The sequence below is a fragment of the Streptomyces sp. genome (assembly GCF_035644915.1).
GTDB lineage: Bacteria > Actinomycetota > Actinomycetes > Streptomycetales > Streptomycetaceae > Streptomyces.
This window is the reverse complement of sequence record NZ_DASQNP010000188.1, coordinates 1-19,454: the sequence shown is the minus strand read 5'-3', so window position 1 is coordinate 19,454 and position 19,454 is coordinate 1. Positions and strand designations below refer to the sequence as shown.

General features: G+C 73.9%; 20 protein-coding genes. 19 read left to right on the top strand and 1 reads right to left on the bottom strand.

Annotated elements, in window-relative coordinates; translation table 11 throughout:
• The 4 genes from VE546_RS21190 to VE546_RS21175 form a co-directional block, all read left to right on the top strand.
• On the top strand, positions 1–675 hold a 675-nt coding region (locus tag VE546_RS21190; RefSeq protein WP_324924728.1), incomplete at its 5' end, for a DUF5753 domain-containing protein.
• Positions 657–866, top strand: coding sequence for a DUF397 domain-containing protein (locus VE546_RS21185; RefSeq protein ID WP_324924726.1), 210 nt, complete (start codon positions 657–659; stop codon positions 864–866). The genes VE546_RS21190 and VE546_RS21185, both read left to right, overlap by 19 nt.
• A gap of 408 nt (positions 867–1,274) precedes the next feature.
• Entirely contained in the window at positions 1,275–2,345 is a 1,071-nt protein-coding gene (locus VE546_RS21180) for a glycoside hydrolase family 43 protein (protein ID WP_324924724.1), read from the top strand.
• An 846-nt stretch (positions 2,346–3,191) separates the two neighbouring features.
• Complete coding sequence (locus VE546_RS21175; protein WP_324924722.1) at positions 3,192–4,406, top strand: IS701 family transposase; 1,215 nt, start codon at positions 3,192–3,194, stop codon at positions 4,404–4,406.
• 18 nt (positions 4,407–4,424) lie between these two features.
• Here the strand turns inward: VE546_RS21175 and VE546_RS21170 are convergent, their stop codons facing one another.
• Positions 4,425–4,931, bottom strand: a complete 507-nt coding sequence (locus tag VE546_RS21170) for a flavin reductase family protein (RefSeq protein WP_324924720.1) — start codon at positions 4,929–4,931, stop codon at positions 4,425–4,427.
• Positions 4,932–5,089: 158 nt separating this feature from the next.
• Here VE546_RS21170 and fabG point away from each other — a divergent pair, with 158 nt between their 5' ends.
• The 15 genes from fabG to VE546_RS21095 form a co-directional block, all read left to right on the top strand.
• Entirely contained in the window at positions 5,090–5,875 is a 786-nt protein-coding gene (gene fabG / locus VE546_RS21165; protein WP_324924718.1) for a 3-oxoacyl-ACP reductase FabG, read from the top strand.
• Positions 5,876–5,912: 37 nt separating this feature from the next.
• Positions 5,913–6,878 (top strand): 3-hydroxyacyl-CoA dehydrogenase family protein, encoded by a 966-nt coding sequence (locus tag VE546_RS21160; RefSeq protein WP_324924716.1) that lies wholly within the window; start codon positions 5,913–5,915, stop codon positions 6,876–6,878.
• 204 nt (positions 6,879–7,082) lie between these two features.
• The gene (locus tag VE546_RS21155; RefSeq protein WP_324924714.1) at positions 7,083–7,994 is read left to right on the top strand and encodes an NADP-dependent oxidoreductase; all 912 of its coding nucleotides are present in this window, start codon (positions 7,083–7,085) and stop codon (positions 7,992–7,994) included.
• A gap of 50 nt (positions 7,995–8,044) precedes the next feature.
• Complete coding sequence (locus VE546_RS21150; RefSeq protein ID WP_324924712.1) at positions 8,045–8,704, top strand: DsbA family oxidoreductase; 660 nt, start codon at positions 8,045–8,047, stop codon at positions 8,702–8,704.
• 102 nt (positions 8,705–8,806) lie between these two features.
• Complete coding sequence (locus VE546_RS21145) at positions 8,807–9,445, top strand: hypothetical protein (RefSeq protein ID WP_324924710.1); 639 nt, start codon at positions 8,807–8,809, stop codon at positions 9,443–9,445.
• Positions 9,446–9,563: 118 nt separating this feature from the next.
• On the top strand, positions 9,564–10,613 hold the full coding sequence (locus VE546_RS21140) for a 3-hydroxyacyl-CoA dehydrogenase NAD-binding domain-containing protein (protein WP_324924708.1): 1,050 nt from the start codon (positions 9,564–9,566) through the stop codon (positions 10,611–10,613).
• A complete protein-coding gene (locus VE546_RS21135; RefSeq protein ID WP_324924706.1) occupies positions 10,610–11,353 on the top strand; it encodes a DsbA family protein in 744 nt (247 codons plus the stop codon). Before VE546_RS21140 ends, VE546_RS21135 begins: the two co-directional genes overlap by 4 nt.
• A gap of 168 nt (positions 11,354–11,521) precedes the next feature.
• Positions 11,522–12,520 carry a quinone oxidoreductase family protein gene (locus tag VE546_RS21130; RefSeq protein WP_324924704.1) on the top strand — a complete coding sequence of 333 codons (999 nt, stop codon included), beginning with the start codon at positions 11,522–11,524 and terminating at the stop codon, positions 12,518–12,520.
• A 95-nt stretch (positions 12,521–12,615) separates the two neighbouring features.
• Positions 12,616–13,212, top strand: coding sequence for an NAD(P)H-dependent oxidoreductase (locus VE546_RS21125; protein WP_324924702.1), 597 nt, complete (start codon positions 12,616–12,618; stop codon positions 13,210–13,212).
• Positions 13,213–13,464: 252 nt separating this feature from the next.
• On the top strand, positions 13,465–14,733 hold the full coding sequence (locus VE546_RS21120; protein WP_324924700.1) for a beta-ketoacyl-[acyl-carrier-protein] synthase family protein: 1,269 nt from the start codon (positions 13,465–13,467) through the stop codon (positions 14,731–14,733).
• A complete protein-coding gene (locus VE546_RS21115) occupies positions 14,730–15,953 on the top strand; it encodes a ketosynthase chain-length factor (protein ID WP_324924698.1) in 1,224 nt (407 codons plus the stop codon). The genes VE546_RS21120 and VE546_RS21115 overlap by 4 nt, the downstream gene beginning before the upstream one ends.
• An 86-nt stretch (positions 15,954–16,039) precedes the next feature.
• Positions 16,040–16,297 (top strand): acyl carrier protein, encoded by a 258-nt coding sequence (locus tag VE546_RS21110; protein ID WP_324924696.1) that lies wholly within the window; start codon positions 16,040–16,042, stop codon positions 16,295–16,297.
• 94 nt (positions 16,298–16,391) lie between these two features.
• Positions 16,392–17,369, top strand: a complete 978-nt coding sequence (locus tag VE546_RS21105; RefSeq protein WP_324924694.1) for an aromatase/cyclase — start codon at positions 16,392–16,394, stop codon at positions 17,367–17,369.
• A 39-nt stretch (positions 17,370–17,408) separates the two neighbouring features.
• On the top strand, positions 17,409–17,840 hold the full coding sequence (locus VE546_RS21100; RefSeq protein ID WP_324924692.1) for a nuclear transport factor 2 family protein: 432 nt from the start codon (positions 17,409–17,411) through the stop codon (positions 17,838–17,840).
• Positions 17,824–19,454, top strand: a 1,631-nt coding sequence (locus VE546_RS21095; RefSeq protein WP_324924690.1) for an acyl-CoA dehydrogenase, incomplete at its 3' end; no start/stop codon positions are given. The genes VE546_RS21100 and VE546_RS21095, both read left to right, overlap by 17 nt.

Below are 19,454 nucleotides of genomic sequence, written 5' to 3'. Positions count from 1 at the left end.
GGCGGCCCCGAGGTCGTGCAGGCGCTCGACCAGTACTACGGGACGCCGGGGATGCTGGTCGCGCTGTGGGAGCTGGCGCGGGCAGATCGTACGCAGTTCCGCGAGCAGTACCGGCGTTACATGGCGCTGGAGGCGGAGGCGACCAGCTTGTGGCACTTCGCCGTGAGCGTTCTGCCGGGCCTGCTCCAGACACCGGGCTATGCGCGGGAGCTTCTGGCTGCGGGCGGCCTCAAGGGAGAGGAGTTGGAGCGGCAGGTCGATGCGCGCGTGGATCGGCAGGGACTGCTGGAGGGGGAGGAGGCGCCACCGTTCCGGTCGATCATCTCGGAGGCGGTCCTGCGATCGCCGCTGCGTGATGTGGGTGAATGGCGCAAGCAACTGGAGCGTCTGCTGTCGATGGCGGATCGGCAGAGCGTGGTGATTCATGTCCTGCCGTTGAACGCCGGACCGCATGGCTTGATGAACACCACGGTCATGTTCCTGCGCTTGCCGGACGGACGCACGGTGGCATACATGGAGAACGGCTACCGAGGTGAACTGATCGAGGAAAACGGCCCGGTTGATCATTTGCAGCGTGCGTACGATGCGATGCGCGACCTGGCGCTGTCTCCTGCTGAGTCGCGGAAATTCGTCCTGCGCCTGTTGGAGGAAATCCCGTGCGATCCCTCGATCTGACCTGCGCCACGTGGCGCAAGAGCAGTTACAGCAACCAGGACGGAGGCGAGTGCGTGGAGGTCTCCGACGACTTCGCCGCCGTCGTTCCCGTGCGGGACAGCAAGAACGCGCACGGTCCTGTGATCACGTTCGCGGCCGATGGCTGGGCCTCGTTCATAACGGCCGTCAAGCGTGGTGAGCTGGGCGCCTGACCCGGGTGCCCGAGGATTTGGAGCGTCACGAGGGCCCCTGCCCACCGGCTCGGTGGGCAGGGGCCCTCGGCGTTGCCTCTTGTCTTGGCGGTACGGCGTCCACGGGGCGCGGCGGCAGGGTGCCGGGCCCACGGGACATCGTCCGTGACCGGCCGGCTCGGGCGAGACCGTGGTCCACGGTTGCGATCACCAGTGGTGAGGTCTGCCGTTGTATTGACATGTCCGCTGCAATTCAGGATGCTGCGAGAGCGCTCTCACCGAGGTGGTCCGGAGTGGGGGCGCAGGTGCTCGACGGCCAGGTCCGCCCCCCACAGCCGCCTCCGACGCGGTCCCGGCCGGACGTCGTCCTCGTGCCGCGTTCCCCCGCCGGCCCGGCGTCGAAGCGGAGGCCGACCAGGGAACGGGGCCATGAGACTTTCCCGCTGTCTTTCCGCCGCGGCGGCCTTCGTGCTGTCCGGCGTCCTCGCCGCCGCGATGTCCCTGACGTCCGCCGAGCCCGCCCGGGCGGGGCAGACCGGTCTGCGGGCCGCGGACCCGAGCGTCCTGCGGGTCGGTGGCACCTACATCTCGGTGCAGTCGACCGGCGGCGGCATCGCCGTGCGGCAGGCCGCGTCGACGGACGGTCTGGCCTCGGCGCCGGCCCGGCAGGTCTGGTCGGACACCCGCAACCTCGGCGAGGTCTGGGCCCCCGAGATCGTGCGGGACAGCGGTCGCTACTACATCTACTTCTCGGCCGGCCGGGGATCGGCCCACCGGATGTACGTGATCAGTTCCGCCAGCCCGGACAGCGGATACACCGCCGAGACGAAGCTGGCCCTGCCCGACGACAAGTGGGCCATCGACGGGACCCTGTTCACCTTCAACGGGCAGCGCTGGTTCGTCTGGTCGGGCTGGGCCGGTGACACCAACGTCGAGCAGAACCTCTACATCGCCCGGATGAGCAGTCCCACCACGCCGACCGGCGCGCGGTACATCATCTCGCAGCCGCGGGAGAGCTGGGAGCGGGTGGTCGGCAACCCGTTCATCAACGAGGCGCCCGAGGCGATCAAGGACCCGAACGGGCAGTTGCACATCGTGTACTCGGCCAACGGCAGTTGGAGCGACCAGTACTGCCTGGCCGACCTGAGGCTGCGGGCCGGCGGCGACCCGACGTACGTGTGGGACTGGTACAAGTCGAACGGCTGCCTGTTCGGCTCCAACTCGGCGACCATGATGCGCGGTTGGGACCCGACGCTGTACGTCAACGGCCCCGGCCACCACAGCTTCGTCCTGCTCGACGGCGACATCAACACGAGCCCGCCCGCCGGACCGAGGTTCCCCCTGATGTTCCACGCGGTTCCGAAGGGAACGCCGTACGCGTGGGAGAACCGGTACTGGTACACCGGCACGTTCTGCTGGTGGGGCAACACCACCTACAGCCGCGCCAACGTCCCCGGCCCGAACACCGACACGGGCTGGAGCCTGAAGTTCTTCGAGTAGCGGTGACGGGCGGCGGTGACGGGCCCCGCGACCCCGGCCGGGAGGACGGCACGGATGGCGGGCCCGGCCGCTGCGGGGACGCGGTCGGCGTGCCGGCGCCGTGCGCGCACGGCGTGGTGCCCGCCTGGCGCTCCGGGCACCCGGTGGCTCGCCCGCAGAGCCGGGCACACCGCTTGACCTGTGGTTCCGGTCCGCCGTGCTCCTGGTGACGTGATTCCGACGCCCCGCTGCGTGGAGTGCGTGGCGATCTCCGAGCCCGCGGAGAGGAGTTCCCCGCCCGTGGTTCTCCGGGGGCGCGTCATGAGCGTCGCGGACGGTGTCCCGGCCCCGGAACGGCGCTTGTGAGGCCGCCCCGACGGGACGCCGGATCCCCGGGCGCGGGCCGGCCGCGTCCGGCCGCTTCTCCGTGAAGGGCTCCCGTCGTCGTCCCCCGGCGCGCGCGGGAGGTCCGGTCCCCGCGCCGTTTCCGGGCGGACGGCCCGGGGCGGTTCCCGGCCGATGGGACGAGCCGCGCGGGTGATATCGGTCACGTGTGCGAATGCCTTCGCCTTCTCCCAACGGACGTTCCTGACCTGTGGCCTTTCCGGTCCTGCGGCCGGAACGACGGATTCTGGCCATGCTGTCCACCGGCTCACGGGCGACGAGTTCCGGCCATCTCCCGTTCGACGAATCTTTCTCGGGACAGATGCCGCAGGTAGGTTGCGGGTGTGCGTTCTCGGGGACGGTCGTGTCGGATTCCGGATGACGGAAGGGACCTTCAGTCCGTATCCGAACCCCCCACGCGGCCCGGAGGCGGACGCGGTCGGCCCGACCAGCCGTAGCCGGTGCCATGACCAAGGGGGAGCGTTGAAGGCTGACGACGACAGCGGCCATCCGGGACCCGGGGAGCGGGCCGCGTCACCCGAGGAACTGCTGACCCAGCTCTGTGGGTCGATCTTCACCTCGCTGGGCAGACGCGACCAGCGCCTGAGAGCGGAGCAGTACGTGCGGGGACTGCTGACCGCCAGGGGACGCAAGACGCTGCGGAACATCGCCGAACAGATCGGCGGCGAACCCGTCCGGCAGAGCGTGCACCACTTCATCAGCGGCTCGTCCTGGGACTGGACGGAGGTCCGCCGGGCGCTGGCGCTCACCGCGGAACGGCTGCTCCAGCCCCAGGCGTGGGTGGTCAGACCGACCGTCATCCCCAGGGCGGGGGAGCACTCGGTCGGCGTGGAGGAGCAGTTCGTCCCCCACCTGGGGCAGGCCGTCACCGGCCAGCAGGCGTTCGGCGCCTGGCTGGCCTCGGCCGGCGCGGCGGTCCCCGGAAACTGGCGGCTCGTCCTCTCCAGGAGCTGGCTGGAGGACCCGGAGCGGCGCAGCCGGGCGGGAGTCCCCGAGGGGATCGGCGCCGACCCGCTGGAGGCGTGCGCGGCCGACGTCGTCCTGACCGCGCTCACGGACTGGGGGGTGCGGCCCCGGCCCGTGGTCCTGGACAGCGAGGGGCTCGACCCGGGGGAGTGCCTGCGGCACTTCGACAGGGCCGGTGTCCCCGTGACCGTGCGGATCGGCACCAGGACCCGGCTGCGGATCGACTGCAAGGCGCTCCGGGGATACAACGACGAGGAGATCCCGGCCGGCCGGCTCGTCGCGTCCATGAAGCGGATGCGCCGGCCGGTCGAGTGGCAGGACGAGTGGGGCAGGCAGGTCCACCGGAACGTGGCGGCGGTCATCCCCGTGGTCCTGCCGGGGGTCTGCGAACCCGGCCGGAGCACCGAGCGCCCGCTGCTGCTGATCGCGCACTGGCCCGTCCGCGAGCGGCGCCACGCCAGGCTCTGGCTCACCAGCGCGAGCCACCTGCCGGTGGCGACACTGCTGGCGCTCACCGACCTCACGGACGTCGTCGCGCGCGACTCCGCCGCCATCTCCGAGAACGTCGGGATGCGGGACTTCGGGGGCCGGTCCTTCCAGGGCTGGCACCGGCACGTCACGATGGCGTCGGTGGCCCACCTCGTCGCCGTGGCCGCCGGGGCGGAGCACTTCCCGGCGACGGGCGTCGCGGCCGTTCCCCGGGCCGGGTGAGGGGACCCGCCGGGGCGGTCAGGACCCCGGCCCGTCCGGCAGGTGGTGGTAGCCGCGCCGGTAGTACAGCAGCGGCTCGCCGTCGGCCGCCTCGGCGCGGCGCACCTCGCCGATGAGGATGACGTGGTCGCCGGCCGGGACGCGCCGCTCGGTGCGGCACTCCAGCCGGGCCAGCCCCAGGGGCAGCAGCGGCACGCCGTCCGCCGAGAGGGAGGCCCGCGTCCCCGCGAACTTGTCCCCGCCCCGGCGCGCGAACCTGGCGGCCAGGTCCCGCTGGTCCCGCCGCAGGACGTGGACGGCGAAGCCGTCCGACCGGGCGAAGGCCTCCAGGCATTCCGCCCCCCGGTCCAGGCAGACCAGGACCAGCGGGGGAGCGAGGGAGACGGAGGAGAACGAGCTGGCGGTGAACCCGCGGTAGCGCCCCTCGGCGTCAGCGGTGGTCACGACCGCGACACCGCTCGCCCAGCGGGCGAAGGCGTCGCGGGCGAGGGCGGCAACATCGGGAGCAGTCGTCTCGGCGAGCACTCCGCCACACTGTCCGCCCCCGCTCGAGACGGAGTCGAGGGACGGCGGAACCCGGGCGGCTGGATTCCCCCTCGACCGGCCGTCGAGCCGCCGCCCCGACTCTAGGCGCCGTCAACGGCGTTTCGAGCCGACGGTGTTACGGAGGAACGATGGCTGAGATGGCTGCTCGGAACCGGCGGGTGGCGGTGGTGACGGGGGCGACCAGCGGCATCGGCCTGGCCGTGGCCGCGCACCTGGCCCGCGGCGGTGCCCGCGTCTACGTGTGCGGACGGAACGCGGAGAGGCTCGCCGAGACCGTCAAGACCCTGCAGGGCGAGGGCCTGGAGGTGGACGGCACCACCTGCGACGTGACCGACCGGGAGGACGTCGGGCGGCTGGTGCGGTCGGCGGTGGACCGCTTCGGCACCATCGACATCCTCGTCAACAACGCCGGGCGGAACGGCGGCGGTGCGGTCGCCGAGATGACGGACGAGCTGTGGTACGACGTCATCGACACCAACCTCAACAGCGTCTTCCTGGTGACGCGCGAGGTGCTCGGCAACGGCGGGATGCTCGACAAGGGCTGGGGCCGGATCGTCAACATCGCCTCCACCGCCGGCAAGCAGGGGGCGGTCACCGCGGCGCCGTACTCCGCCTCCAAGCACGGAGTGGTCGGCTTCACCAAGGCGCTGGGCCTCGACCTGGCCAAGACGGGCATCACGGTCAACGCCGTGTGCCCCGGCTTCGTCGAGACGCCGATGGCCGAGCGGGTCCGCCGGCACTACGCGCAGATGTGGGACATCACCGAGGAGGAGGCCGCCGAGAGGGTCACCAACCGCGTGCCGATCGGCCGCTACGTGGACGTCGAGGAGGTCGCCGCGATGGTCGACTACCTGGTCGGCGACGCCGCGGCCGCCGTCACGGCCCAGGCGCTCAACGTCTGCGGCGGCCTCGGCAACTACTGACCGGGAGGTGATCGGGATCACGGACCCTGGAGCACCGGTGAGTGAGACGACAGCGACACCGGCGGTGCGGACGGTGGCGGTGATCGGCGCGGGCACCATCGGGCTCGGCTGGGCCGCGCTGTTCGCCTCGGCCGGGCTGAGGGTGCGCGTCAACAGCCGCCGCCCGGACGCGGAGAAGCACGTGCGCGCGGCGTTCGAGCTGTACGCGGCCTCGCTGCCCTCGGGGCCGGCGGACCCCGAGGAGCTGGCCTCGCGGCTGGAGTTCGAGCCCGACGTCGCCCGGGCCGTCGAGGACGCCGACGTGGTGCAGGAGAACGCCCCGGAGGACCTCGCCCTCAAACAGGAGCTGTTCGCGCGCATCGGCGCGGCGGCCCCCGCGCGGGCCCTGCTGCTCTCCTCGACCTCCACGCTGCTGCCCGACGACCTCGGCGCCGCGATGGACGACCCGTCCCGGCTGCTGGTCGCCCACCCCTTCAACCCGCCCCACATCGTGCCGCTCGTGGAGATCGTCGCGGGGGAGCGCACGGACCGGCGGGCCGTGGACGACGCCGTCGCGTTCTACCGCGGCCTGGGGAAGACCCCGGTGGTGCTGCGCCGGCCCGTGCCCGGCTTCGTGGCCAACCGGCTCCAGTCCGCGCTGCTGCGGGAGAGCATCCACCTCGTCCGCGAGGGCGTGGTGTCGGTGGCCGAACTCGACGAGATCGTCACCGCGTCCATCGGCGCCCGCTGGGCGGCCGTCGGCCCCTTCCGGGCCTTCCACCTCGGCGGGGGGCCGGGCGGCCTGCGTCACTGGTTCGAGCACCTGGGGGCCGGGCTGGAGCGGAGCTGGGCGGGGCTCGGCGACCCGCCGGTGGACGAGGCCACGGTGGCCACCGTGCTCGCCCAGGCCGACGAGGCGTTCGGCGCGCGCTCCTACGAGGAACTCGCGGCGGAGCGCGACGCGGTCCAGAACGCCGTCATCGCCGCCGCGGCCCGCGCCCGGACGGCCGCTTCCCCGGCGTGACGGGCGGCCGCTCGAAGCACGCTCGAAGCAGCCTCGAAGCACGCTCGAAGCGTCCTCGAAGTGGATTGGAGGGCCGGAAAGCCCTGGAAAAAAGGAAGTTGACTTCAACCTAGGTTGAAGTTGCAGGATGCGAGCACCGGTTCACCGCGCAGGAGGTGGACCGGTGCTTTCGCGACCGCGACGAGGATGATTGGGGACATCTCCATGCTGGCAGCAGTGTTCCGGAGCTTCGGCGGACCCGAGGTGCTGGAGGTGGCCGAGGTCGAGACACCCAGCCCGGCCCGCGGCCAGGTGCGCGTACGGGTCAAGGCGGCCGGCGCGCAGGCGTACGACTGCGCCGTGCGCGGAGGCTGGAACCCGCCCGGCATGACGGTGCGCTTCCCCCAGATCGTCGGCAACGACTTCGCCGGCGTCGTCGACGAGGTCGGGGAGGGCGTCACGGAGTTCTCCGTGGGCGACGAGGTCCTCGGCTGGGCCCTGCTCTCCTGCTACGCGCAGTACCTGGTGGTCTCCGTCGACCAGGTGGTGCCCAAGCCCGCGAACATGCCCTGGGAGGTGGCGGGAGGGTTCTCCGCCTCCGCGCAGACCGCGCACACCGCCCTCAAGGAGCTGGAGGTGGGCAGCGGCGACACCGTGCTGGTGCACGCGGCGGCCGGCGGCGTCGGCACGGTCGCGGTGCAGCTCGCCAGGGAGTGGGGCGCCACGGCGATCGGCACCGCCAGCCTGCGCAACCACGACTACCTGCGCTCCCTGGGCGCCATTCCGGTGGAGTACGGCGAGAGGCTGGCCGACCGGGTGCGCGAACTCGCCCCGGGCGGGGTGACCGCGGCCCTGGACGGGATCGGCGGCGAGGCCCTGGACGTCTCCGTCGAACTGGTCAAGGACAGGAACCGGATCGGCACCCTGGTCGACTTCGAACGGGCCGGGGAACTGGGCGCCCGCGCCCTCTTCAGCCAGCGGTCCGCGGCCCGCCTCCGGGAGCTCACCGACCTCTACGCCCAGGGCAGGCTGCACATCGAGGTCTCCCGGACCTTCCCGCTGGAGGCCGCCGCCGACGCCCACCGCGCGGTCGAGACCGGGCACGTGCGCGGCAAGGTCGTCCTGACCATCGACTGAACCGACCGCACCGGACCGCTCGGACCCGCGCAGCGAGGGAGACGCACGAGATGAAGATCGAGATCTTTTCCGACGTCCTCTGCCCCTGGTGCTACATCGGCAAGCGCCGCATCCGGTCGGCGGTGGAGTCGTTCGCCCACCGGGACCGGGTGGAGGTCGTCTGGCGCAGCTTCGAACTGGACCCGGCGGCCGGGAGGGTCCCCGGCGTGACGGCCGCCGAGGCCATGGAGCAGTGGATGGACCCGGCCGCCGTGCCCGCGCGGATCCGGCTCATCAAGGACCACGGCCGCCAGGAGGGACTGGAACTCAACCTGGAGCGCTCCCGGCCGGTCAACACCTTCGACGCCCACCGGCTGAGCCACTTCGCCGCCGGGCGCGGCAGGGCCGACGAGATGATGGAGCGGCTGTTCCGCGCCTACCACACCGAGGCCCTCGACGTCGCCGACCGGGAGGTGCTGGTACGGCTGGCCGCCGAGGCGGGGCTGGACGCCGACGAGGCACGGGCCCTGCTGGCCGGCGACGGCCACGCCGACGACGTCCGCGCGGACGAGCGGCGAGCCCGCGCGCTCGGCGTCTCCGGGGTCCCCTCCGTCGTCGTCGACGGACTGCCGCCCGTCTCCGGGGTGCTGCCGCCCGCCGAGCTGGTGGGCCACTTCGAGCGGGCCCTGGCGCGGGCGGACGCGCGCCCGGGGCCGTCCGCCCGGGGCTGACGCCGGCGCCTGGACCGGCTCTCGACCGGGTCTCCAGCCGGGGTGCCCACAGTGGCCCCCGGCGCCCGGAGCCGTCCTGGCGCCGGAAGAGAGGAAACGCAGTTGCAGAACAAGTGGAAGTCCGCAGCCGCTCTCGCCGCCTCGGCGGGACTCGCCCTGACGGGGGTCCTGGCCTCGGCCGGAACCGCCTCGGCGGCGACGACGACCAGCACGGTGCCCTACGTGTGCCAGACGCGGTACCAGGGCGAGTGGATCCCGGTCCCCGACTACACCCGTGACTTCACGGTCACGGCGCCGGGCACCGTCGCCCCGGGCCAGACCTTCAAGATCACCTTCGACTCCGCGCCCATCAACGCCGTCCCCACGTACAACAAGACGCTGACCGACGTCAGGATCGCCTACCGGGTGCCCGCCGGGGCCACGGTGGTGGGCCACAGGCTCACCGGCGGCAGCAACCTCGGCGGCGCCACCCAGTGGGTCGAGCGCGACGGCAACGAGTTCGTCCTGAGGACCGACGGCAAGTTCGCCGGCGGGGTGGAGTTCGACCTGCCGAACCTGGAGGTCCAGCTCAAGGCCCCCGCCAGCGGCACCCTGACCACCGGTCCGGGCGGCTCCAGCTTCGAGGACCCCTCGTTCTACTGGTACCGCCTGCAGCCCACGACCAACGAGTGGGACCCCTTCCAGTGCTACGCCGACCCGGCGCGGCCGGTGACGTTCTCCACCACCAGGGTCCAGGGCTGACGGCAGGCCACCCACCCTCCCGGGTGCGGCCACCGGAGCGCTCCTCCGGCGGCCGCACCCGGACGTCCGGAAGCCCCGGACGTCCGGAAGAAAGGCGCGAACGGCGACGGGCGAGGCGATGAGCGAAACGACGGAACACCCCCCACCGGCGGACGGCCCTCCGGCCGGGCCGCGCACCGTCGCCGTCATCGGCGCGGGCACCATCGGACTGGGCTGGACCACCCTGTTCCTGGCCCACGGCCTCCGCGTCCGGGTCAACAGCAGGCGCGCCGGGGCCGAGAAGGCCGTCACCGAGGCGCTGGGCACCCTCGCGCCCGGCCTGCCGGGAGGCGGGCACGACCCCGGGGAGCTGGCGGCGCGGCTGGAGTTCGAACCGGACCTGGAACGCGCGGTCCGGGACGTCGACGTGGTCCAGGAGAACGTCCCGGACGACCTGGAACTCAAGCAGGAGCTCTTCCGCCGGATCGGCGCGGCGGCCCCTCCCGGCGCCCTGCTGCTCTCCTCCACCTCCAGGCTGCTGCCCGACGACATGGGCGCCCGGATGGACGACCCCGGACGGCTCCTGGTGGGCCACCCCCTCAACCCCCCGCACGTCATCCCCCTGGTGGAGGTCGTCGGCGGACGCCGTACGGACCCGGACGCCGTCGAGGCGTGCGTGGCCTTCTACCGGTCGGTGGGCAAGGAGCCGGTGGTCCTGCGCAAGCCGGTGCCGCGGTTCGTGGCCAACCGCCTGCAGGCGGCGCTGCTGCGGGAGAGCATCCACCTGGTGCAGGAGGGCGTGGTCACCATGGCGGAGCTGGACACCGTGGTGACCCGGTCGCTGGGGCCGCGCTGGGCCGCGGTCGGCCCGTTCCAGGCCTTCCACCTGGGCGGCGGCGAGGGCGGACTGCGCCGGTGGCTCGGCGTCGCGGGCCCGGGGATGGACCGCGCGTGGCAGGACCTCGGCCGCCCGCGGATGACCCCGGAGACCATCGACCGGCTCGGCGACCTGGCCGAGCGGACCTATGGAACGGACACCTACGCCGCCCTGGCCGCCGCGCGCGACGCCAGGCAGAACGCCGTCCTGGAGGCACTGGCGCGGGTCGGTGCCGGGGACGCGCGACCCGGCGGGGACGGCACACCGGACGACAGCACGGACGACGAGGACGGACCACGAGGAGGGCCATGAGCGACACCCCTGACACCCCCGAGACCACCGGCACCGCCGGTACCACGGAGACCGCCGGCACCGCCGACACGGTCGACTTCTGGTTCGACCCGCTCTGCCCCTGGGCGTGGATCACCTCGCGCTGGATCACCGAGGTGGCGCGGCGGCGCCCGCTGACGGTCCGCTGGCACGAGATGAGCCTGGCCCTGCTGAACAGCGGCTCCGACATGTCCGAGGAGCGGCGCAGGATGCTGGACCTGTACTGGGGCCCCGTGCGCGTGGTGGCCGCGGCGCGGCAGACGCACGGGGACGAGGTCGTCGGACCCCTGTACACGGCGATGGGACACCGCTTCCACGCCGCGGACGGGATCTTCGCCCCGGTCCGCAGCGCATCGGAGGACGACTGGCAGGCGGTGATGACCGAGGCGATGGGCGGGGCCGGCGCCGTGGTCGAGGCCGCGCTCGCCGAACTGGGGCTCCCCGCCGCCCTGGCCCGCGAGGCGGACGAGCACAAGTGGGACGAGGCGCTGCGGGCCTCCCACGCCCGGGTGCCGTCGGACGGCCTCGGGCAGCAGCTCATCGGGGTGCCCACGATCTCCGTCAACGGGCGCGCCGCGCAGTTCGGCCCGGTGCTGAGCGAGATCCCCCGGGGCGAGCGCGCCGAACGGCTGTGGGAGGCGTTCCGGACGCTGGCGACCGACCCGGGCTTCTTCGAACTCAAGCAGTGCACGGGCCGGCCGGAGCCCATGACCGTGCCCTGACGGCCGCCGCCCGCACAGGAACGACGGGGCGCGGAGCGGTCGGTGCCCCCGCCCGCGCCCCGTCCGCCGCCGGGCCCCCGCGCCCCGGAACCGTTTCGAGACTCCTCCGAGCCGTGCTCGAGGCCGGCCCACGAGGCTGCGCTGAGCAGCGACGACCGGAGGAGGAAGATGCGCACCATCCGTTTCCACGAGTTCGGCGGTCCGGAGGTCCTGCGGCTGGAGGACACCCCGGTGCCGCGGCCGGGCCCGGGCCAGGTCCTCATCGCCGCGGAGGCGGTCAGCGTGGGATTCGCGCAGACCCAGATGCGCCGCGACATCTTCCCCGCGCCGATGTGGCACCCGCGCTTCCCCGTGGTGCTCGGCGGCGACGTCGTCGGGGTGGTCGCCGGGCTGGGCCCCGGGGTCTCCGGGTTCCGGGAGGGGGACCGCGTCGGCGCCTTCACCCTGCACGGGGCCTACGCCGAGTACGTGGTCGTCGACGAGGAGGCCGTGCTGCCGGTGCCGGACGGCATGGACGCGGCGGAGGCCACCGCCCTGCCCTCCCCGGGACCGATCGCCATGGGCACGCTGAGCACGGCGTCCCTGCGCCCCGGCGAGAGCGTGCTGGTGCACGCCGCCTCCGGCGGCATCGGCCACCTGGCCGTGCAACTGGCCAGGGCGGCCGGCGCCGGACAGGTGATCGCCACCGCGGGATCGGCCCGGAAACTGGAGTTCGCCCGCGAGCTGGGCGCCGACGTCCTGATCGACTACTCCGAGGACGACTGGGCGGACCGGGTGCGCGACGCCACCGGCGGCAAGGGGGTGGACGTCATCCTGGACAGCGTCGGGGGAGAGGTGCTGCGCCGGGGCGTCGGGCTCCTCGCGCCGTTCGGCCGGCTGGTCTTCTACGGCTCCGCCGGCGGGGGGCTCGCCATTCCGAGCGTCTCCCCCATGGAACTCATCGACATGCGGTTCATCACCGGCTTCGCGCTCTCGCGGTGGCGGGCCGCCCGCCGGAAGCAGTACCTCGACAACCACGACGCCCTGGTCCGGTACCTCTCCGACGGCACCGTGCGGCACGCGATCCACGCCACGCTGCCGCTGGAGGAGGTGGCCACCGCGCACGAACTCGTCGAGTCGCGCGCCCACACCGGCCGCATCGTCCTCCTGACGGGCCGCACCGGCTGACCGGCCCGCCCCCCGCCTCCGTCCCCCCTCCCCGCCCGTTCCCCCTGTCCGCCGCGCCCCGCCGCGGGGCGCGGCCGTCCGGAAAGGAGACCGCCATGCCGACCGCCCCGCCCGTGCGTCTGGCCGTCATCCTCGGCACCGTCCGCGAGGGCCGCCTCGGACCCCGGGTCGCCGACTGGTTCCTCGGCCGGGTCCGTGAGCACGGCGGCTTCGAGGCCGACCTCGTCGACCTCGCCGAGGCGAAGCTGCCCACCGTGCTCCAGGGCCCGGCCGAGGACGGCGGGTACGCCTCGCCGGAGGTGCGCGCGTACGCCGGGCGCATCGCGCGGGCCGACGCCTTCGCCGTCGTCGTCCCGGAGTACAACCGCAGCTACCCGGCCGCCCTGAAGAACGCCCTGGACTCCGTCTACGTCGAGTGGCAGGCCAAGCCCGTGGGCTTCGTCAGCTACGGGGGAGGCATCACCGGAGGGCTGCGCGCCGTGGAGCAGCTCCGTTCGGTCTTCGCCGAACTGCACACGGTCACGATCCGGGACGGCGTGAGCTTCCCCCAGGTCCACAGCCGGTTCGGCGGCAGCGGCGGGCCGGTGGACATGCAGGACGCCGACGCCGCGGCGAAGAAGCTGCTCGACCAGCTCATGTGGTGGGCCGAGGCGCTCCGCGAGGCGCGCGCACGGCGCCCCTACGCCGCCTGACCACGGCCCGGCCGGCGGGTTCCGGCCGACCGGCGCACCGATCCGGTTTCGAGCCGTGCTCGAGACCCCGGAACCACAGTCATGAGCCAACGGCACAAGCCAACGGCATGGCCCTGCGCGGCGGCGGAGGGCCTGTCCGCCGGCAAGCTGAAAGGAATGTGACGCGATGTTCTGCCGCAAGGAAGGCGGGCCCGCATCGCGCGGCGCGGCCCTGGAACAGGGCGCCGTCCCGGGCAGTGCCGGGGGCGCGCGATGAGCCGGCGCGTGGTGATCACCGGCATCGGGGTCCGTGCTCCCGGAGGACCGGGCACCAAGGCGTTCTGGGACCTGCTGACCGCCGGCCGCACCGCCACCCGGCGCATCTCGTTCTTCGATGCGTCCCCGTTCCGGTCCCAGGTGGCGGCGGAGGCCGACTTCTCCCCCGAGGACGAGGGGCTCACCCCCCGGGAGATCCGCAGGATGGACCGGGCCAGCCAGTTCGCCGTCGCCTGCACCCGCGAGGCCGTGGCCGACAGCGGGATCGAGTTCGGCGGGGTGGAGCCGCACCGCATGGGCGTCAGCCTGGGCAGCGCGGTCGCCTCCGCGACCAGCCTGGAGAACGAGTACCTGGTGATGTCCGACCGGGGCCGCGAGTGGCTGGTCGACCCGGACTACCTGTCCCCGCACATGTTCGACTACCTCAGCCCGGGCATGATGCCGGCCGAGATCGCGTGGGCGGCCGGGGCCGAGGGCCCGGTGACGATGGTGTCCGACGGCTGCACCTCGGGCCTGGACGCGGTGGGCTACGGCGTCCAGCTCATCCGGGAGGGCACCGTGGACGTGATGATCTCCGGTGCCGCGGACACCCCGATCTCACCGATCGTGGTGGCCTGCTTCGACGCCATCAAGGCCACCACGGCCCGCAACGACGACCCGGAGCACGCCTCCCGGCCGTTCGACGCCTCCCGCGACGGCTTCGTGCTCGCCGAGGGCGCGGCGATGTTCGTGCTGGAGGAGTACGAGCACGCCCGGGCCCGCGACGCCCGGATCTACGCCGAGATCACCGGCTACGCCACGCGCTGCAACGCGTACCACATGACCGGCCTGAAGAAGGACGGCCGGGAGATGGCCGAGGCGATCCGCGCCGCGCTCGACGAGTCGCGCATCGACCCCACGGCCGTCGACTACGTCAACGCCCACGGCTCGGGCACCAAGCAGAACGACCGCCACGAGACGGCCGCCTTCAAGCGCAGCCTCGGGGAGCACGCGTACCGGGTCCCGGTCAGCTCCATCAAGTCGATGGTGGGGCACTCCCTCGGCGCGATCGGCTCGCTGGAGATCGCCGCGTGCGCGCTGGCCATCCGGCACAACGTCGTGCCGCCCACGGCCAACCTCCACGAACCGGACCCCGAGTGCGACCTGGACTACGTGCCGCTGACCGCGCGCGAGCAGCGGGTGGACACCGTCCTGACCGTGGGCAGCGGCTTCGGCGGATTCCAGAGCGCGATGGTCCTGCGCACCCCGGAAGGAGCCACGGCATGACCGGCAGGACGGTGATCACCGGCATCGGCGTCACGGCCCCCAACGGGCTGCGGACCGAGAACTACTGGAAGTCCGTCCTCGCCGGGCACAGCGGCATCGGTCCGGTGACCCGCTTCGACGTCTCCCGCTACCCGGCGAAACTCGCCGGGCAGATCGACGACTTCGACCCCGGGGAGCACCTGCCCAGCCGCCTCCTCCCGCAGACCGACCACTCCACGCGGCTGGCGCTGACCGCCGCCGCCTGGGCGCTGACCGACGCCGCGGTCTCCCCCGGCGACCTGGCCGACTACGACATGGGCGTCGTCACCTCCAACGCCCTGGGCGGCTTCGACTTCACGCACCGCGAGTTCAACAAGCTGTGGAGCAAGGGGCCGGAGTTCGTCAGCGTCTACGAGTCCTTCGCCTGGTTCTACGCCGTCAACACCGGCCAGATCTCCATCCGCCACACGATGCGCGGACCGAGCGCCGCACTCGTCGGCGAGCAGGCCGGCGGACTGGACGCGCTGGGCCACGCCCGCCGCACGATCCGGCGGGGCACCCCCCTGGTGCTCGCCGGAGGCGTCGACTCCGCCCTCGACCCCTGGGGCTACGCCTCCCAGTTGGCCGGCGGCCGGGTCAGCACGGAGACCGACCCCGACCGGGCCTACCTGCCCTTCGACGCCCGGGCGTCGGGCTACGTCCCCGGCGAGGGCGGCGCGATGCTGGTGCTGGAGGAGGAGCACAGCGCCCGCGGGCGGGGCGTGGAACGGCTCCACGCCGAACTCGCCGGCTACGCCGCCACGTTCGACCCCGCGCCCGGCTCGGGCCGTCCTCCCGCGCTGCGCCGCGCCGCGGAGAGCGCCCTGGCCGACGCCGGGCTGGCGCCGGACGACATCGACGTGGTCTTCGCGGACGGCGCCGGGGTGCCCGAACTCGACGCCGCGGAGGCACGGGCCATCCGCGAGCTGTTCGGCCCGGGCGCCGTCCCGATCACCGCGCCCAAGGCGCTCACCGGGCGCCTGTACGCCGGCGGCGGCCCGCTCGACGTCGTGACCGCCGCGCTGTCGATCCGCGACGGCGTCGTCCCGCCCACCCCCGCGGACGCGGGGGTGCCGGACGACTACGGGATCGACCTGGTCCACGGCGAACCGCGCGAACTCCCCGTCCGGCGCGCCCTGGTCCTCGCCAGGGGCCGGTGGGGCTTCAACTCGGCCGTGGTCATCGGCGCGGTCGGCCGCTAGGTCCGCCGGGCCCGTCCGTTCCCGAATCCCTTCGAATCCTTTTCCGAGTCCCTTACCGAACCGCAGGACCGTAGGAGAGAACACCCATGGCACTGATGACCATCGACGACGTCCGGCGCATCCTCGTCCAGTGCGCCGGTGAGGACGACTCCGTGGACCTCGAGGGCGACATCGCCCACCGCTCCTTCGAGGACCTGGGGTACGACTCGCTCGCCCTGATGGAGAGCGCGGCGCAGATCAAGCAGGAGTTCGGCGTCGTCGTCCCCGACGACGAGATCACCGAGGTGAAGACGCCGCAGGAGCTGGTCGACCTGGTGAACGGCCTGGCCGCCCGCGCCGCCTGAGCGGCCCGGCCGCCGCGCTCCGCCGCTCCCTCCCGGGGCCGTGCCGGGAGGGAGCGGGCCCCGACCGCAGACCCGCACCGAGGAGACCGACCCCATGAACCGACCGCGGCAGCACCGCACCGAGCACAGCCTGGAGGTGCCCGCACCCGCCCGGGTGCTCTACGACCTGGTCGCCGACGTGACCGCGTGGCCTGCCGTCTTCGGCCCCAGCGTGCACGTGCGGCACCTGGAGCGCGGCGACCGCTCGGAGCGCTTCGAGATCTGGGCCACCGTCAACGGCGAGGTGAGCAACTGGACCTCGCGGCGCACCCTCGACCCCGAGGGACTGCGCATCACGTTCGAACAGGAGCACAGCCGGCCGCCGATCGCCTCGATGGGCGGCGAGTGGCACTTCCGCGAACTGCCCGGCGGCGGCACCCGCGTGGTCCTGCTGCACCACTTCACGGCAGTGGACGACGACCCGGCCACCGTGCGGTGGATCACCGAGGCCCTCGACCGCAACAGCCCCGAGGAACTGGGGGCCCTGGCGCGCGTCGCCGGACCGGGCCACCCGGTGGACGAGGTCGTCCTGTCCTTCACGGACACCCTGGAGGTCGCGGGGTCGGCCGCCGACGCCTACGCGTTCGTCCACCGCGCCGACCTGTGGGCCGAGCGGCTCCCGCACGTGAGCCGGGTCCGGATGACGCAGACGCCCTCCGGCGTGCAGGACCTGGAGATGGACACCGTCACGGCGGACGGCTCGGCGCACACCACCCGGTCGGTGCGGATCTGCGAGGAGCCCCGGTGGATCGCCTACAAGCAGCGGGTGACGCCCCGGCTGCTGCTCGGCCACAGCGGCCTGTGGGAGTTCGCCGACGGCGACGGGGGCACCGCCGTGCTCACGGCCCGGCACACCGTGGTGCTCGACCCGGCCGCGGTCCCCGAGGTGCTCGGCGAGGGCCGCACCCTCGCCGACGCCCGCGCCCACGTCCGCACGGCGCTGGGCCGCAACAGCCTCGCCACCATGTCGCACGCCGCCGCGTTCGCCGAGGCCCGCAGCGCCCGGAGCGCCCGGAGCGCCCCCACCGCCTGACCTCCGACCCGTACGAGACCCCTGCCGCCAGGAGACCCCGTGACCACCACCACCCGCTCCCTCACCGAACTCCACTCCCAGGTGCAGCACTTCTACGCGCACCAGATGCACCACCTCGACAACCGGCGGTTCGAGGAGTACGCGGCGACCTTCACCGAGGACGGCGTGTTCCAGCACTCGCCCGGCGCCGAACCGGCCCGGGGGCGGGCCGCGATCGTCCGCGAACTCGTCGAGTTCCACAAGAAGTTCGACGGCGACCCGGTGCGCCGCCGCCACTGGTTCAACCAGATCGCCCTGGAGCCCCAGGCCGACGGGACCGTCCGCTCCACCGTGTACGCCCTGGTGGTCACCGTACGGCCGGGCGGCAAGCCGGAGATCAACCCCAGTTGCACCGTGCACGACGTGCTCGTGGTCGACGGGGACCACATCCGGCTCAAGTCCCGCCTGGTCACGCATGACCAGGTGTTCTGAGGGCGACGGGACGGGCCCGTACGGCCCCGCCGCCCGCACGGCCGGCCTGGAGGGGCTCCTGGGGGATCCGGCCGATCCCGCCAACCCCCTGGGCACCGCCGCCGTGCTCGCCGCCGACGCCCGCGGGGAGCTGCCGCCCGGCGGCGGACCGCTGCTCGCCGCGTACGGGCTGCACGCGGACCTGGTGCCGGCCGCCCTCGGCGGCCGGCTGACCGGCCTGGAGACCGCCGCCCGGCTGCTGCGCGCCGTGTTCCGGCGGGACCTGGCGCTCGGCCGCGCCTGCGGCTCGGCCCCGTTCGCCGCCGCCCTGCCCGTCTGGTGCCACGGCACGCCGCGGCAGCGGGACCGCGCGGCCCGCGTCCTGCTCGGCGGCGGCCGGCCGGCCGTGGCCTTCGCCGCCCTCGCGCACGGCAACGCGTTCAGCGACGGCGACCTCGCCCTGCTCGGCGGCGGCCGGCTGCTGCACGGCCGCTCCCCGGTGCTCGCCAACGCGCCCGCGGCGGAGGTCTTCGTCCTCGTGGTCCGCCACGCGGACGCGCCGGGCGGCACCCACACCGCGCTGCTGCTGGACCGGGAGGCCCTGCCGCCGGGCGCCGTCCGGGAGCTCCCCCCGCACCGGGCGGCGGGTGCCCGCCGGATTCCGGCCGGCCGTCTGGTCCTCGACCGGTGGCCGGTGCCCCCGGGCGCGGTGCTGGGCCGGCCCGGCCACGGCATCGAGGTGATGCTGCGCGCCCTGCAGATCGGCCGGCCGGTGATCTTGGCGGCGGCCGTCGGCTGCGCGGACACCGCGCTGCGGTCCGTGCTGACGGCCGCCCTCGCCGGGCACGCCGGCGCACGGCCGCCGGCCTCCCGCACCACCCGCGCGGCGGTCGCCTCCGCGTTCGCCGACCTGCTGGCGGGCGACTGCCTGGCACTGGCCGCGCTCCGCGGACTCCACCTGCTGCCCGGCGCCTCGGGCCCGTGGTCGGCCGCGGCCGGGTACCTGGTGCCGCGGCTGCTCCGGGAGGGCACCGGCGACCTCGCGACGGTCCTCGGAACGGGCTGGCTGCGGGACGACGAACGCTGCGGCACCTACCGCAAGCACCTGCGGGACCTGGCCGAGGTCCCGCCGGGACACGTGGGCGCGGCGGCGGCGCTGTCGGCCCTGCTGCCCCAACTGCCCGTCCTCGCCCGGCGGTCGTGGACGGCCGGACCGGGCGCGCCGCCGGAACTCTTCGCCCCCGGCGCGCCGCTGCCGCCGCTGGACCCGGCCCGCGTCACACCGGCCGCCGGGCACGACCCCCTGCCGGCCGTGCTGATCCGGGCGGCCGACGACCCGCCGGCGGCCGGCCGGCACGGGCGGGACCTGCGCGCCCGGGTGGGCGTCCTCGCCGCGGAGTTCGCCCGGCTGCGCGAGCGGTGCCGGGCCCTGCCGGAGGGGGACCCCGACGCCCTGGCCGATCCCCGCGGCCACGACCTGGGCGAGCGCTACGCGCTACTGGCGGCGGCCGCCTCCTGCCTGGGGGTCTGGCAGGAGGCGGCCCGCCGCGGCTCCGGCTTCCTCGCCGACCCGGCGTGGCTGGTGGCGGCGCTCGGACGGATCGCGCTCCGCCTCGGCGTGCCCGTGCCGGACCC